Source organism: Saccharopolyspora montiporae, assembly GCF_015209505.1.
Lineage (GTDB): Bacteria > Actinomycetota > Actinomycetes > Mycobacteriales > Pseudonocardiaceae > Saccharopolyspora > Saccharopolyspora montiporae.
Map to the genome: position 1 here is coordinate 252,994 of NZ_JADEYC010000007.1, position 15,250 is coordinate 268,243.

General features: G+C 70.6%; 14 protein-coding genes. 11 read left to right on the forward strand and 3 right to left on the reverse strand.

What is annotated here, in order from left to right:
• Window positions 1-81: 81 nt before the first annotated feature.
• Window positions 82-1,149 (forward strand): LacI family DNA-binding transcriptional regulator, encoded by a 1,068-nt coding sequence (locus IQ251_RS04850; protein WP_193927207.1) that lies wholly within the window; start codon window positions 82-84, stop codon window positions 1,147-1,149.
• A 252-nt stretch (window positions 1,150-1,401) separates the two neighbouring features.
• Here IQ251_RS04850 and IQ251_RS04855 read toward each other — a convergent pair whose 3' ends face one another.
• On the reverse strand, window positions 1,402-2,232 hold the full coding sequence (locus IQ251_RS04855) for an oxygenase MpaB family protein (RefSeq protein ID WP_193927208.1): 831 nt from the start codon (window positions 2,230-2,232) through the stop codon (window positions 1,402-1,404).
• A gap of 94 nt (window positions 2,233-2,326) precedes the next feature.
• On the opposite strand from IQ251_RS04855, the gene IQ251_RS04860 reads away from it, so the two are divergent.
• Complete coding sequence (locus tag IQ251_RS04860; RefSeq protein WP_193927209.1) at window positions 2,327-2,941, forward strand: TetR/AcrR family transcriptional regulator; 615 nt, start codon at window positions 2,327-2,329, stop codon at window positions 2,939-2,941.
• A gap of 100 nt (window positions 2,942-3,041) precedes the next feature.
• Here the strand turns inward: IQ251_RS04860 and IQ251_RS04865 are convergent, their stop codons facing one another.
• Window positions 3,042-3,701 carry a TetR/AcrR family transcriptional regulator gene (locus tag IQ251_RS04865; RefSeq protein ID WP_370591209.1) on the reverse strand — a complete coding sequence of 220 codons (660 nt, stop codon included), beginning with the start codon at window positions 3,699-3,701 and terminating at the stop codon, window positions 3,042-3,044.
• A gap of 78 nt (window positions 3,702-3,779) precedes the next feature.
• Between IQ251_RS04865 and IQ251_RS04870 the strand changes: the two genes are divergently transcribed.
• The 9 genes from IQ251_RS04870 to IQ251_RS04910 are packed head-to-tail and all read left to right on the forward strand — an operon-like array spanning window position 3,780 to window position 12,700.
• Window positions 3,780-4,589, forward strand: coding sequence for an MlaE family ABC transporter permease (locus IQ251_RS04870; protein ID WP_193927211.1), 810 nt, complete (start codon window positions 3,780-3,782; stop codon window positions 4,587-4,589).
• Window positions 4,589-5,446 (forward strand): MlaE family ABC transporter permease, encoded by an 858-nt coding sequence (locus IQ251_RS04875; protein WP_193927212.1) that lies wholly within the window; start codon window positions 4,589-4,591, stop codon window positions 5,444-5,446. Before IQ251_RS04870 ends, IQ251_RS04875 begins: the two co-directional genes overlap by 1 nt.
• A gap of 3 nt (window positions 5,447-5,449) precedes the next feature.
• Window positions 5,450-6,688 (forward strand): MCE family protein, encoded by a 1,239-nt coding sequence (locus tag IQ251_RS04880; RefSeq protein ID WP_193927213.1) that lies wholly within the window; start codon window positions 5,450-5,452, stop codon window positions 6,686-6,688.
• Entirely contained in the window at window positions 6,685-7,680 is a 996-nt protein-coding gene (locus IQ251_RS04885; RefSeq protein WP_193927214.1) for an MCE family protein, read from the forward strand. The genes IQ251_RS04880 and IQ251_RS04885 overlap by 4 nt, the downstream gene beginning before the upstream one ends.
• Window positions 7,677-8,675 carry an MCE family protein gene (locus IQ251_RS04890; protein ID WP_370591210.1) on the forward strand — a complete coding sequence of 333 codons (999 nt, stop codon included), beginning with the start codon at window positions 7,677-7,679 and terminating at the stop codon, window positions 8,673-8,675. The genes IQ251_RS04885 and IQ251_RS04890 overlap by 4 nt, the downstream gene beginning before the upstream one ends.
• A complete protein-coding gene (locus tag IQ251_RS04895; RefSeq protein ID WP_193927216.1) occupies window positions 8,672-9,763 on the forward strand; it encodes an MCE family protein in 1,092 nt (363 codons plus the stop codon). Before IQ251_RS04890 ends, IQ251_RS04895 begins: the two co-directional genes overlap by 4 nt.
• Window positions 9,763-10,809 carry an MCE family protein gene (locus IQ251_RS04900; protein WP_193927217.1) on the forward strand — a complete coding sequence of 349 codons (1,047 nt, stop codon included), beginning with the start codon at window positions 9,763-9,765 and terminating at the stop codon, window positions 10,807-10,809. The genes IQ251_RS04895 and IQ251_RS04900 overlap by 1 nt, the downstream gene beginning before the upstream one ends.
• Complete coding sequence (locus IQ251_RS04905; RefSeq protein ID WP_193927218.1) at window positions 10,806-12,011, forward strand: MlaD family protein; 1,206 nt, start codon at window positions 10,806-10,808, stop codon at window positions 12,009-12,011. The genes IQ251_RS04900 and IQ251_RS04905 overlap by 4 nt, the downstream gene beginning before the upstream one ends.
• Window positions 12,008-12,700, forward strand: coding sequence for an Rv1363c family protein (locus IQ251_RS04910; protein WP_193927219.1), 693 nt, complete (start codon window positions 12,008-12,010; stop codon window positions 12,698-12,700). Before IQ251_RS04905 ends, IQ251_RS04910 begins: the two co-directional genes overlap by 4 nt.
• A gap of 180 nt (window positions 12,701-12,880) precedes the next feature.
• On the opposite strand, the gene IQ251_RS04915 is transcribed toward IQ251_RS04910, so the two are convergent.
• Window positions 12,881-15,238: an acetyl-CoA acetyltransferase gene (locus IQ251_RS04915; protein WP_193927220.1), complete on the reverse strand. Its 2,358-nt coding sequence runs from the start codon at window positions 15,236-15,238 to the stop codon at window positions 12,881-12,883.
• Between the last annotated feature and the right edge of the window lie 12 nt (window positions 15,239-15,250).

Here is a 15,250-nt window from a genome sequence, read left to right on the forward strand (position 1 = left end):
CGGCCGGTGCGGTCGAAACGATTCGATCAACGGTCGGCGCGTAGTATTCAGCCACCACCGGAACGGGTCAAGGGAGCACGGATGGCTGCGGGAACGGGGCGGCCGACGCTGTCGCAGGTCGCCGCGCAGGCCGGGGTGTCGCTGTCGACCGCGTCGCTGGTGTTCTCCGGCGCGGGCCCGGTTTCGGCGGCCACGCGGGAGAAGGTGCACCGGGCGGCGGCCCGCATCGGCTACACCGGCCCGGATCCGCTCGCGCGCTCGCTGCGCCAGGGCAGGTCCGGGATCGTGGGCGTGCTCATCGGCGAACGGCTCCGCTACGCGTTCCGCGACCCGGTGACGGTGGCGCTGCTGGACGGGCTCACCGACGAGCTCACCCCGGCCGGGTGCGCACCACTGCTGCTGTCCGGCAGCGGCGAGCACACCGGCCCGCCGCCGGACCAGGTCGCCAAGGCCCCGCTGGACGCCGCGGTGGTGGAGAGCTGCAGCAGCACCGACGAGCCCGCGCTGGCCTCGCTGCACGCCCGGGGAGTTCCGCTGGTCGTGGTGGAGGGCCCGCGCATCCCGGACGCGCCCACCGTGCAGATCGACAACTACGACGCCAGCGCCGCGCTCACCCGGCACCTGCTCGCCCTGGGCCACCGCGACTTCGGGGTGGTGACGTTGCCGGCCTCGCAGCCGCCGGGCCCCGGTGGGTGGGTCGATGACCAACGACGCGGGCGCACCGAACTCCCGACCTGGTCCGACCGGCTCCGCGGGGTCGAGGACACCCTTGGGCACCGAGTTCCGACGTGGGAAACCGCCAGCGGGCTCGTCGAGGAGGGCGAGCGCGCCGGTCACGCGCTGCTGGACTCACCGCGGCGCCCCACCGCCATCGTCGCGCAGAGCGACCTGCTCGCGGCCGGTGTCGTCCAAGCCGCCCGCACGGCCGGGTTCACCGTGCCCGACGACGTGAGCGTCGCCGGTTTCGACGGGATCGACGTGCCGTGGTTGCGCCCGCTGGAGCTGACCACCGTGCAGCAACCCATGACCGGCAAGGGCCGGGAAGCCGGGCGGATGGTGGTATCCCTGCTGTCCGGGACCACCCCGGATCCGGTCCGGCTCACCACTACCCTGCGTCCCGGGACGACCACCGGACCTCCCCCGCCCTGAATCGCCTCCGGCCTGTCGTCCGTGGTGGCTATCCTGTGCGTTCCGAACCCGCGGTTGCACCGGCGCAGGAAGGCACGATGGGCGTGGCCACCAGCAACGACAGCGCGGATCTCGGGCTGCGCGTCAGCGATACCAGCACCGGCCACCACCTCGACGACCGCACCGCCGTGAAAGACGTGGTGCGGGAACCGTCGGGCCGGTTGGAGATCCGCGGGGCGAGTGCGCACAACCTCCGCGGTATCGACGTCGACATCACACCAGGGGGCGTCCGGTGCGCATGCGCCACCGGAGATCGAGCAGGAAGAAGTTCAGCGGGAACTGGCGCGCGGCCCGCGGCAGTTTCAGCACGACCGCGCCGATCCCGCGGCACACCGAGTCGAAGCGACGCTGGTCCTTCGCGGTCCAGCGCAGCCCCATCTGCGCGCGGAACGTCCGCGGCAGGAAGCCCGTGGTGACGAACCGGTTGAACCGGCGGAACGGCGCCCCGAGCACAGGCGGCAGGAATCGCAGCTCGGCGATGGACAGCAGCATGTCGCGCACGGGCGGGTCGATGGAGACCTTCTCCAACCCCTGCTGCCAGTACTCCTCGAACGCCTCGCGATCGGTCGGCCACTTCTCGGCGGGCACCTGCAATGTGGTGCCGAGCGGAGCCGATGCGGCGTAGACCTCCTCGCGGCGGTCTTTCGGGATCGGTGCGCCGGCCAGCGCCTCGTAGGAATCCTCGAAGCCCTTGTACAGGCAGGCCGCCACCCACAGCTGCAGCTCCGGATCGAAGGCGTTGTACTTCACCGGGCTGGACGCCCCGGAGCGGACCTGGGCGTGCTGGCGGTTGACCGCTTTCCGGTACGCGGCTCGTTCCTCGTCGCTGCCGGTGGTGGCCACCGCGAGGTAGGTGAAGGTGGTGCGTGCCCGCTTCCACGGATGGCGGAATAGATTTCCGCTGTGCACGGTGCTTTCCAGCACGCCGTACCCGACACCGGGATGCCCCAGCTGCATGATCACGTTCGCGGCGCCGGCCAGCAGACCAGCACCGCTGATCAAGTCGTCGAAGCGGCGTGCGGACTGCGTGGGCGAAGTTGGCATGTTGCGCTCCTGCCCGTCTCGGGAGCCATCTGATTACGGACGTTATCAGATCGCCGCGCGCACACAAGGCCCGCGGAGATGCGACGATGCGGCCATGTCCTCGACGAGCTCCCGGGTCTACGGCGGCCTCTCCGGCGAACAGCGCCGCTCCGAGCGCCACGCGCTCCTCGTCGAGGCTGGACTGAACCTGCTGGGCGCGGAAGAGGACCCCAAGCTGACCGTGCGCGGCGCGTGCAGCGAAGCCGGCCTGGTCACCCGGTATTTCTACGAGAGCTTCGCCGATCGGGACGAGCTCGTCATCGCGGTGTTCGACCGGGTCGTGTCCGAGGTCGCGGCCGCTGCGCTTCGAGCGATCGAGGACGTGCCCGACCTGCACGACCGGGCTCGCGCGGGGCTGGGCGCCATCGTCGGCAGCATCGCCGAGGACCCCCGTCGTGGACGCCTGCTCTTCTCCTCCGCGCTGAACAGCCCGGTGCTCGTCACCCGGCGAGCCCGGTCCACCCGCATGTTCGTGCAGCTGTTGCGGGAGCAGGCGCGCAGCACCTACGGCACGCAGGAGGACCCGCGCGCCGACCTGTTGGCCGACTTCCTGGTCGGCGGACTCGCCCAAGTGCTGTCGGCCTGGCTGTCCGGCACGCTCGACACGAGCCAGGAGGAGATCGTCGAGCGCTGCGCCGCCCTGTTCCTGGCCGCCGGCGACATGCTCTGACCACACCGGCGGACCTGGGGCCGCGACCCGGCCACGTGACACCTCGCCGACACGGTGCGCCGTTCCCCGGTGCACAGGTCCGGAACACCGCTGATCGCCATCAACCGCGGTGCACGCCCTCGGCGATCCCGGCGAGGTGGTCGTCGAGCATCCGCAGCGTCCGGGTCGAGCCCGCCCGGTTCAGGTGCGCCGGGCCGAACACGAGCCCCACCCCGGCGACGAGGGCGCCTATCCGGTCGGCCTCGTAACGCAGGTTCAACCCGCTCGGGATCTCCCCGTCCCGCACGGCTTCGGCCAAGTGCGCGCGCATGCCGTCGCGCCAGGAGTGGTAGCCGCCCTGCAGCTCCCAGGCGCCGGACGGGTCCGGGTATCCGCTCGTCCAGAAGGCCAACCACACCCGCCACATGGACATGACCCCGGCTTCGGTGGGCATCAGCGCCAGCGCACAGGCGCGCACTGCCGCCAGCCCGCGCAACCCCTCCGACGCCTCGGTGATGCGCTGCAGGGAATAACGATTGTTGTGCTCCAGCACAGCGGTCATCACGTCGGCCTTGTCCTCGAAGTAGTGCGTCACGGAACCAGTTGTGACACCCGCCTCCGCGGCGATGGCCCGCATCGTCGTCGCCTCAGCACCGCTTCTCGACACGAGTCTCCACGCCGCTTCGACGATGCGTTCTTGACTTCGTGGATCCCGAATGTTCCGTGCCATCAACTCACCTGAGACCGACCGGTACAACGCAACGCTTGATACGTAACGCATGATACGTAACAATCGCGCTCCACAGATCACGCACCCCGTAGTGCCGACCTGTGACCTCGATGACGAGGAGATCGGCAGATGCAACGATTACGACCTGCACCACGCGGTCCGCTCGCGGATGCCCTGGCACAGGCCGGAATGCTCCTCGATTTCGGGGTGCGCACCTCGGCGGCGACGGGGCGGGTGCTGCTGCGCGCGCGGTTCGCCTGGCGCGAATGCCTGGACCAGGCCTGGTTCCTCGCTGCCGTGACCACGCTGCCCGCGCTGCTGGTGACGATTCCGCTCGGCGTCGTCGTCGCGCTCAACGTCGGCTCGCTGGCCAGCCAGATCGGCGCTGAGGGCTACGGCGGTGCCGTCGTGGCCTTCGTGGTCGTCGGGCAGGCCGCTCCCCTCGTGTGCGCGCTGATGATCGCCGGTGTCGGCGGTTCGGCGATGTGCGCCGACCTCGGTGCCCGCACGGTGCGCGAGGAGATCGACGCCATGGAGGTCATGGGGTTGTCGGCGATCGAGCGCGTCGTGGTGCCGCGGGTCGTCGCAGCCGTCGCCGTGACGATGTTGCTGGCCTGCATCGTGATGCTGGTGGGCATCTCCACCACGTTGCTGTTCCAGGTGTACGTCCTCGGCGACTCCTCCGGGATGTTCCTGTCGACCCTCGTCGAGTTCTCCCGCGTTTCCGACTTCGTGGTGGCGCTGATCAAGGCCGCTTGCTTCGCCGTGCTGACCGGGATGGTCGCCTGCTTCAAGGGCATGACCGCGCAGGGCGGCCCCGGCGGTGTGGCCAACGCGGTCAACGAAGCCGTGGTGATCTCGTTCGTCTGCGTGTTCGTCGCCAACACCGCGCTCACCGAGCTCTACCCGGTGCTGGTGCCCGCCGAAGGGGAGTACTGATGGCGGCTCCGCCGGTGAAATCGCGCCGCGCGCCCGTGCGCGCAGCCCTGCGGGGGTTGGTCGACGCGCTGGAACGGCTGGGGCGGCACGGCACGTTCCACGTGAAGGCCCTGCTCGGCGTTCCCGTGGTGCTGTTGCGCTATCCGCGGCACGTGGCGCGTTCGGTCGGCGAGATCAGCTTCGGCTCGGCGTCCCTGCTGGCCGGTGGCGGAACGATCGGCGTCGTGTTCGCCATGTCCTTCGTGTCCAGCACCCAGGTCGGGCTGGAAGGCTACCGCGGCTTGGACCTGCTCGGCTTGTCGCCGATGACGGGGCTGATGGGAGCGCTGGTCAACACCCGGGAGATCGCACCGATCGTGGCCAGCATCGCGCTGGCGGCCAAGGTCGGCACCGGGTTCACCGCGCAGCTCGGCACGATGCGCGTCGCCGACGAGATCGACGCGTTGGAGACGATGGCCGTCCCGTCGTTGCGCTACCTGGTCAGCACCCGCATGGCCGCGGCGTTCTGCGCCGTCGTCCCGCTGTACCTGGTGGGCCTGTTCGCCTCCTACGTGGCCACGAGCTTCGCGTTCGTGTTCATCAACGGCGGCTCCGCGGGCACCTACAACTACTACTTCCAACTCGTCCTCGCCCCGAGCGACGTCGGCTTCTCGCTGCTGAAGGCCGTCATCTTCGCCCTGCTGGTCACCGCGGTGCACTGCGGTTACGGCTACTACGCCACCGGCGGGCCGGAAGGTGTCGGCAAGGCGGCCGGACGTGCGCTGCGCACCAGCATCGTGGCGATCGGACTCCTCGACGTGCTGTTGAGCATCTGCTTCTGGGGCCTGCAGCCGTCCCTGCCCGCGTTGGGGATATGACCGATGCCCCGGCGAAACGCTCGTGACGAGCGGACATCCTTCATCGTCCGCGGACTGGCCATGGTGGTCGTCCTCGCGCTCGCCGGGGGCGGTGTGCTCGCCGGCGGCGCGGGCCTGTTCCGCAGCCCGCCGGAAGTCACCACGGCGCTGTCGGCAGCGGCCGGGCCGATCCGGGAGGACACGCCGGTGCAGTTCCGCGGTGTCCGGGTCGGCGAGCTCACCGACATCGACGCCGGTGACCGCGGTTCCCGGTTGACGTTGCAGCTCGAACCCGCGCACATGGGCCGGATCCCGGCCGACGTCCAGGTGCGGCTGCTGCCCCGCACGCTGTTCGGCGACCAGTACCTGGACCTGACCGCACCTGCCGGACGCACCGCCGCGGAACCACTTGCCGCGGGGGCGCAGCTGCCGCCGGACACCTCGGAAGACACCGTGCAGCTCTACGACACCTACATGCGCATGTACCGGGTGCTCGACGCGCTCGAACCGGCCAAGTTGCAGGTCGCGCTGAGCGGGATGGCCGACGCGCTGCGCGGCCGCGGTGAGCAGATCGGGCGCATGATCGACGAAGCCGCCGCGCTGGCCGAGGAGAGCCGCCCGATGGTGGAGGGCCTGGACGAGGACCTGCGCACCGTCGCCGCGCTCGGCGACGACCTGCGCGCCAGCTCCCCCGACCTCATCGGTACGCTGCACAACGCGGTGTCGCTGTCCCGCACGATCACCGACGAGCGGACCAATATCTCCGGACTGCTCCGCGGGGGGATCGGCGCCACCGATGCGACGCAGGCAGCGCTCGACGAGAACGGCGAGCGCACCATCGATCTCGTCGAGTCCGCGGAACCGGTCACCGAGCTGCTCGCGAACAACCCGGGTGCGCTGACCGAGGGCAAGCGCGGGATCGACGCATTCCTGGACGGGGCCAACCGCGCATTTGCCACCGGTTTCTTCGACATCCGCGCGAAGGCCAGCCTCGAAGAACCCCACCCGTACTCCGCACGGGACTGCCCTCGTTATCCGGGCATGAGCGGGCCGAACTGCGAGCGGGAACCGGTGGGTCCGATCGGTCCGGTCGGCGGCCCGCAGGAGCAGGAAGCGATGCGCCGACTGGGGCCGCTGCTCCCCGTGCCGGGACCGGAGCGGGAAAAAACCGATGCGGACTCCCGAGATGCGCCTCCCTCGCCGGATCTGCTCAGCCTGATGCTCGGGCCGATGGTCCGCGGCAAGGAGGTCGTGACGCCGTGAAGCGCACGCCGTGGTTCCGGTTGACCGCCTTCGTGCTCGTCGCGGTGCTGTCCGGTGTCGTCGTGGTCAACACCCTGCACAACCCGGTCGCCGAGAGCACTCGGGAATACCACGCGGTTTTCAGCAATGCCGAAGGTCTGCACCCGGGCAGCGACGTGATGATCGCCGGCGTGCGGGTCGGCGCGGTCGACGATGTCGAGCTGCGCGATGGGAACGCGTTCGTGACCTTCGACGTGGCGCAGGACCAGCAGCTGCCCGGCACCGGCATGGCCGTGGTCCGCTACGCGGACATGCTCGGCGGACGCTTCCTGTCGTTGACCTCCGGACGAGGTGGTGCGCCCCTCGACGAGGGGGCCACCATCCCGCTGGACCGCACCCGCGGCCCGTTGGACCTCACCTCGCTGCTCAACGGCTTCAAACCGCTCTTCGACGCGATCGATCCGCAGGAGGTCAACGAGCTGTCCGCGCGGATCGTCGGGGTTTTCGACGGGGAGAGCGGCACGATCGCCGAGCTGCTCGCCCAAGTCGTCGCGGTCACCTCCACGATCTCCGAGCACGACCAGGTGATCGGCGAAGTGGTGTCCAACCTCGACCAGGTGCTGGGCACGATGAACCGCAACCAGGACGAGATGCGCGGGCTCATCACCGGTCTCGACGAGCTCACCTCCGAGGCGGCGCACAACCGGGGCCAGATCGCGGAAACCCTCGACAGCGGATCCGCGCTGGCCGGATCGTTGTCCGACGCGCTCGGCGAGATCGGACCGGGCCTGTCGCACGACGTGCGGTCGATGCGCCAGGTAACGGACTCGCTGGTGCGCAACCAGGAGGAGATGGAGGGCACCATGCAGAACCTGCCCCCGTTCCTGCACGCGATCAACCGCGCCGGCGGTTACGGCTCGTGGATCAACGTCTACATCTGCAACCTGAGCGTCTCCGTCGGCGGGGAACCGCTGTCGCTCGGCGCCGGCCCGCATTCGGAGGTGTGCCGGTGAGCGCCCGCTCCGGTCCGCGCAACCCGATCGTCGGCGGCTCGATCGCCGCGGGTGCGATCATCGTCCTGCTGCTGGCCGCGCTGCTCGTGCCCGGGTTCGCATTCCACGCCCGGACCAACGAGTACACCGCGGAGTTCGAGAACGCGGTCGGGCTGACCGTGGACACACCGGTGGAGGTCGCCGGGGTTCCCGCGGGACGGGTGACCGACCTGCAGCTGGCCGGCGACCGGGTCCGGGTGACGTTCCGGCTCGACGACGAGCAGGACCTCGGTACCGCGACGCGGGCGGCCATCAAGCTGCGCACGGCGCTGGGTACGCGCTTCGTGCAGGTGCAGCCGGCCGGTCCGGGCACGATCGACTCGACAACGCCGATCCCGGTGCAACGCACCTCCGTCCCGTACAACCTGGACGACGTCGGCAACCGTGCGGTGTCCACCCAGGAGCAGCTCGACGTGGACGGTCTGCGCCGAATGGTGGACACCCTCGACGACGTCGCCCCCGAGGACGGGCAGCTGACCGGCCAGGCCCTGGACGGCATCAGCTCCGCCTCGCAGGTGCTGGGCAAGCGGCAGGGGCAGATCCAGCAGCTGCTGGACGGGACCCGCACCTTGACGGATTCGCTGCTTTCCCAGCAGGATTCGCTCACCTCGATCCTCGGGGACGCGCGGATGCTCGCGGACGTGCTCAACGAGCGTCGCGGGGTGCTGCGCCAGCTGATCACCGACGTGCACGAGATCACCGTCCAACTCGACACCTTGCTGGCGGACAACGAGGACGTCATCGGCCCGCTGCTGGACGACCTGCACGAGATCACCGATTCGCTGCAGCGCAACGACGAGGCCATCGGCGAGAGCCTGCGCCAGCTGGGGCCGGCCAGCCGCCACATCGCCAACGCCAGCGGCAACGGACCGTGGGGCGACGTGTCGGCACCGCTCGGCCCGATCCCGGACAACGTGCTCTGCGGCGCCGGACTGCTGGAGGGGTGCGGACTGTGAAGAAGATCGTCATCGTGGCGTGCGTGCTGGCGCTGGTGGCAGCAGGCGGCTGGTACACGGTGTTGCGGCCGGGCGACACGTTGTCGGTCACCGCCGACTTCGCGTTCGCCGACGGCATCTTCCCCGGCAACCGGGTCTCCGTGCTCGGCGTTCCGGTCGGCAACGTGGAATCCGTCGTGCCGCGCGGTTCCGCGGTGCGGGTGACGATGTCGCTGCCCGCCGATCAACGGATCCCCGAAGGCGCGCACGCCTACGTGGTCAGCCCGTCGATCATCAGCGACCGCTACGTGGAGCTCGACCCGGCCTACACCGGCGGCCCGGCGATGCCCGACGGCGCGCGGATCCCCGTCGAACGAACCCATGCGCCGATCAAGTGGGACGAGCTGTCCACATCGCTGGACGTGGTGCTGTCCGCGCTCGGCCCGGACGACGACGGCCGGGGCGGGCTGGGCGAGCTCGTGCGCACCGGCGCGAAGCTCACCGGCGGTGAAGGTGAGCGCATCCGCGCCGCGATCCGCAACGTCACCCAGGCCAGCGAGGTCGCGGTGAACGGCAGCGGCGACCTGCGCGCGGTCATCGACAACGTCGACCAGTTGCTGCGGCTGCTCGTGCGCCACCAGGACACGATCGACGAGCTCACCGACACCACGACCCGGATCTCGCAGACCTTCGACGCCGAACGCGACGCGCTGGGCGACACTCTCACCCGGATGTCGTCCGCGCTGACCCGGGTCAACGATCTCGTGCGCACGCACGGCGACCGGCTCACCGCGGATGTCGACCAGCTCGCCCAGGTGTCGGGCACCATCGCCCGGCACCAGCACCAGCTGGCCGAAACGCTCGACACCCTGCCACTGGCGATGGACAACCTCGGGCGAACCGTGACGCCCGACGAACGCATGCGGCTGCGGCTGGACGTGTCGACCAACCTGAGTCAGTTCGACACGACCGCGCGGTTGTGCGAGCAGTTGCCGCTGCCGCTGTGCGACGGGGCCGGGCTGGTCAACCCCATCCCGTTCCCTCCGAACGTGCCCGACGTGGTCGACCAGCTCGCGCAGAACACGCCGGACGACGGGGGTGGTGGCTGATGGGCGCGCGGCGTATCGCTCCCCTGCTGCTGGCGACGGTGCTGCTGGTCAGCTCGTGCGGGCTGAGCTTGCAGAACGCGAGCTTCGGCACCGAGCAGGCCGGGCCGAGCAAGCGGATCACCGCCGTGTTCACCGATCTGGGCCAGCTGCCGCTGGGCGGGCTGGTGCGGTCCGGACAAGCCGCGGTGGGCCGGGTCGCCTCGATCGAGACCCGCGACTTTCACGCCGTGGTGGAGCTCGACATCGCCGATGACTTCCGGGTTCCCGCGGGCACGCAGGCGCGGCTGCAGCTGAGCTCCCCGCTCGGCGAGGAATTCGTCATGCTGGAACGCCCCGACTCACCGACGGCGGGACCACCGCTGGCCGACGGCGACGTGATCGGCATCGAGAAGACCGCGCGGGGTCCGGACATCGAGGACACGCTGGCCGCAGCCGGGACCGTGCTCAACGGCTCCGGGCTGGACCAGGCCCGCACGATCGTCAGCGAGCTCAACACCGCGCTGCGCGGGCGCGAGGACACCGCCCGCGGGCTGCTGCACGAGCTGAACACCGTGCTGGCCGCGCTGGACCGGCGGCGCGGGGAGATCGACAGCGCGCTCGATTCGATGCACGAGGTCTCCGAGCAGGTCGCCGACAACGAACCGCTGCTGGACTCCGCGCTCACCGAGATCCGCCCGGGCATCGACGTGTTGCTGCAGGAGCAGGAGCAGTTCGCGCAGCTGCTGAACAACACCGCGCGGCTGAGCAGCACCTCCAACGACCTGGTCCAGCGCACCGACGAGTCGGTGACCCGGCAGGTCCGGCAGCTGCGCCCGGTCCTGGAGGACCTGCGGGGCTTCAACGAAGGCATCGGCAACACGCTCGGCGGGCTCGAGCGGTTCTCGAAGCTGTTCCAGCGGGCCACCCCGGGTGACTACGTGCTGTTCAACGGCGATCTCGACGTGCCGGGCACGGTGGGCGAGCTGCTCAACCCGCAGATCGGTTCGCAGACGCGCGCCCCGAACGGGGACCCGGTGCGGGACCTGCTGGAAGGGGGTACGCGGTGAAGCTGAGCCGCGAGGTGCTCGCCCAGATCGCGCTGTTCGTCCTGATCGGCATCGGTTGTGCGGTCTACCTGGTCACCAACGTGCTCGATGCGGCGTCCGTGCAGGACCCGCACCGCGTCACCGCGCGCATGCCGGACAGTGGCGGCATCACCGCGGAATCGCCGGTGACCTACCGCGGGGTCGACATCGGCACCGTCGCCGAGGTAGCGCTCGACCCGGGCGGCGGGGTCGACGTCGTGCTCGCCATCGACCCCGGCGCCCGAGTGCCGGCGGATTCCCGGGCGGTGGTCAGCCAGGACACACCGATCGCGCTGCAGCACGTGGATCTGCGCCCCGAAACGAATTCCGGGCCGTACCTGCGCAACGGGTCGGTGATCGGCCCGGAGCGCACCGAACGGCCGCTGTCGCTGGAAAAGCTGCTCACCGGGGTGACCGATCTCGGGGACAGCGTGGACACACGTGCTGTCAGCGAGATCGCCGATTCGCTGTCCACCGGGTTCAACGGGACCGGCCCGGAACTGACCCGAATCCTGGACAACACGGCAAGCCTGCTGCGCACCGCGCGGGAAAGCCGTCCCGCGCTGCAGCGCGCGATGGACAACGGGCGCGAATTCGCCGGACCGGACGGCGAGCGCGGCGACCGCCTGCGCGCGCTGGCCGCCGGGATGCGCTCGCTGACCGACCAGGCCCGGACGCAGGAACCGCAGGCGCGGCAGCTGCTCGGCACGGCACCGGACACCACGAAGCGGGTGGCGGAGCTGATGCGGGAGAACGAACCGTCGGTGACCGCGCTGCTGGGCAACCTCGTCACGACCGGGCAGGTGGTCAACGTGCGTACTCCGGCACTGCAGCACGGCCTCACCACGCTGCCGGACACGTTCGGCAAGCTGGGCAGCGTCGTGCATGACGACACGGCCGACTTCGACCTGGTGGTCGCCCAGGGACCGGTGTGCATCTCGCCGACCGAGCGGCGGTCGCCGACGCGGACCGAACCGCGCGAGCCGGACCTGAACTGGCACTGCCCCGGCGATCGGGATCGCCAGCAGCAGCGCGGTGCGGCCAACGCCCCGCGCCCGACCACGACCTACGACCCGGCCACCGGGGACACCGGCGCCGGTTTCCAGCTCGGTTCGTCCGGTGGGCAGAGCGAGGTGCTCGGCCCCCGTTCCTGGTACGCGATCCCGTTGCAAGGAGTTCGATGATGCGCACGACGAACACCGGCGGCAGCACCGGCCGGTCGACGACCCGACCGCGCAAGGTGGCCGGGCGGAGCACCGGACGCGACCGATCCGAAGTCCCCTCCGTGGAGGATGTCGACACCGGCACCGCCGCGCCCGGCGAGGAGACCGCGGGCGAGGACCGGGGCCAGTCGCGGATCCGGCGGGGTGCCGCGGCGGCGGTGCGCCCGCTGGCCCGGTTGCGCCGTCCTCGGGTGCTGATCACGACGGCCGTCATCGCCACGCTGCTGCTCAGCACGGGGTACCTGGCAGGGCAGCAGTACGCGGCGCAGCAGCGGGAAGCGACCCGGGCGGCCGCGCTGGACTCGGCGCGGCGCTACGCGGCCGACCTGTCGACGTACGACTACCGGCAGCTGGAGCAGAACTTCACCGCGATCAGCGAGAACGCGCACGGCTCGTTCGCCGACCAGTACGAGCAGGTGGGTTCCAGCCTCACCCAATTGATCAAGGAGAACGAGGCGGTTTCCGAGGGTTCGGTGCACTCGGCCGGACTGGTCGAGTCGGACGAGAACAAGGCGGTGGTGGCGCTGTTCGTGGATCAGAAGATCACGAACAAGAGCAACCCGGAACCGCGCGTGGACCGCAACCGGATGCAGATGACGCTGGTGCACCAGGACGACCGGTGGCTCATCGACGGCGTGGAACTGCTCTGAGCTCCTGGCCACCGGGACGGAAACGGCGGTCTGCGCGGCGTTCCCGCGCAGGGTGCCGGCACGGCGCCTCCGCCCGGCGGCCGTGCTCGACGCCGAGCGTCCGGGTCATCGTGGTGCGCACGGGAACTCCTCGGGTCCGGCGGTCCGCGCCCCGACAGGTCGGGACCTCGGTGGGGCGGGTCAGCGGTTGCGCCAGTGCGGTTCGCGCTTCTCGGCGAAAGCGGCGACCCCTTCGATGCTGTCCTCGCTGGTCATCAGGTCGTCCAGCGCGGAGGACGGGTGCTCGACGGCCTCGACGGTATCGGCGATGCCCGCCGTTTCGTTCATGATCTGCAGCGAGGCGCGCACCGAAGTCGGCGACCCGCGCAGGATCTCGGCCGCCAGGTCGCGGGCTCCGTCCAGCGCGCCGCCCGCCTCAACGACCCGGTTGACGATCCCCGCGTCGCGGGCCTCGGCGGCGGTGAGCCCGCGGCCGGTCAGGATCATCTCGGTGGCCAGCTTCGGCGGCACGGTGCGCGGCAGTCGGACGAGCCCGCCCGCGCCGGCCACCAGGCCGACCCGGACTTCGGAGAGCGCGAACGTGGCGGTGTCCGCAGCGACGACCAGCGGGCAGGCCAGCGCGATCTCGCAGCCCCCGCCCATCGCGTACCCGTTGACGGCGGCGATGACGGGTTTGGTCATGTCCCGGCGGCTGGTCAGGCCCGCGAACCCGTTCTTGGGCACCCACATCGGCTTCCCGGATGCCGAGTAGTGCAGGTCGTTTCCCGCGGAGAAGGCCTTGTCCCCGGCTCCGGTCAAGATCGCCACCCACAGGTCCGGGTCGGCGAAGAACGCGTCGAAGACCTCGTCGAGTTCCTCGTTCGCCTCCGGGGTGAGGCTGTTGCGCACCTCCGGCCGGTTGATGGTGACCTCCAGCAGGTGCCCGTCGCGGCGCACCAGCACGTGCTCGTAGTCGGTGCGCAGCACGCGCGGCCGGGACGGGAACAGCTCCTGCATCCGCTGCCCGGTGGTGGTGACCCGGTTGCCGAAGCCGAACGAGCGCACGTGGACGCGGGCGCCGATCGGTTCCCCCCGCCCGAGCAGGTCGAGGGTCTCCGCGTCGTCGGGGTGGGTAGTGGCGACGAACCTGCGGTCGTCGCGCTCCAAGCGCCCGATGACGATCCCGGTGGTGCCGTCCTTGCCGTGCTTGACGGTGTACGTCTCGATGCGCGCCCACCCGTCGGCCTGCCGGGCCTCGGTCGGTGCCGGCCACGCGTCGATCTCGGCCTGCAGTTCCGCGCTGCGGTCGGCTCGCCACCCGGTCGGTGCGGTCGAGTAGATGCCCACGGAGTACTTGCTCAGCATGCCGCCGTTCGCCCCGACCAGGCCGTAGCTGCCGGGTTCGGCGCGCGTGCGGGCGACGGCCTCGGCGATGGCGTGCATCGAGTAGTTGTTGCCCGCACCGCCGAAGAACGGCAACCCGCCGGTGAGCGTGAGTCCGCGCTGATCGTCCTCGGCCAGCCCCAGGCCGTCGCAGATGTTGCTCACCGCGATCGGGAAGCAGCTGTAGATGTCCAATATGGACACATCCTGCTGCGTGATGCCCGCGACGTCGAGGGCGTGCTGCACGGCCAGCACCGAGGCCGGGCTGCGGGAGAGGTCTGCGCGGTCCATCAGGTCCCGTTCGCGCAGGTCGGCGTGCCCGTGCAGGAACACCCAGCGGTCCTCGGGAACCCCGAGCCGGCGAGCGGCCGCGATCGACATCACCAGGACGGCCGCGCCCTGGTTGACCTGGTCGCGGGCGACGAGGAACCGCGGGTAAGGATCAGCGATCATCCGGTTGCGCTCGGTGGGCTCGACGAGCTCCGCCGCGTCCCGCTCGACCGGGGCCGCCGCGTGCGGGTTGGCGGCGGCGACCGCGGTGAACGGGGCGAACAACTCGCCCATAGCCCGGGCGTACTCGTCGCGGGAGCACCCCAGCCGGGCGCGGCGGGCGTTGTCGAACAAGGCGTACTGCTCGGGGGCCACGAGCAGCCCGTGCGCGGCGAGGTGCCTGCTGAACAGGCCGCGCAGCCCGTAACCCCGGTCGTCGAGGTCGCCGTCGACATGCTCGGTGAAGTCGGGTGCGTCCGTGCTGCCGGCCAACGCCCGGCTGGTCGAGATCACCTCCGACCCGAACGCGAGCGCGACCTCCGCCCCGCCCGCGGCGATCGTCCCGGCCAGCTCGGTGACGAGGTGCTGCGGCGATTGCCCGCCGGTGACCTCCAGGATCGCCCGCTGCGGGGCGGCCCCGATCCGACCGGCCACCGAGCGCGGGTAGTTGTCCGATTTGCCCAGCGGGGCGGGTGCGCCCGGGGTCGAGATCTCGAACTGGCGCACTCCGGCGACCGTGTCGATCGCGGCGGCGATGCCGTCCGCTCCGGCATCGGTCAGCGCCGCACGGGACGCCTCCGCGGCCAGCTCCACCGCTGACAACCGCCGGTACCCGGGGTCGTCGACGCGTTCGGACGCCTGCCCGGCACCGACGAGCACCGGTGTCCGCGGATCTGGGTCGGTCATCGTTCCTCCTGG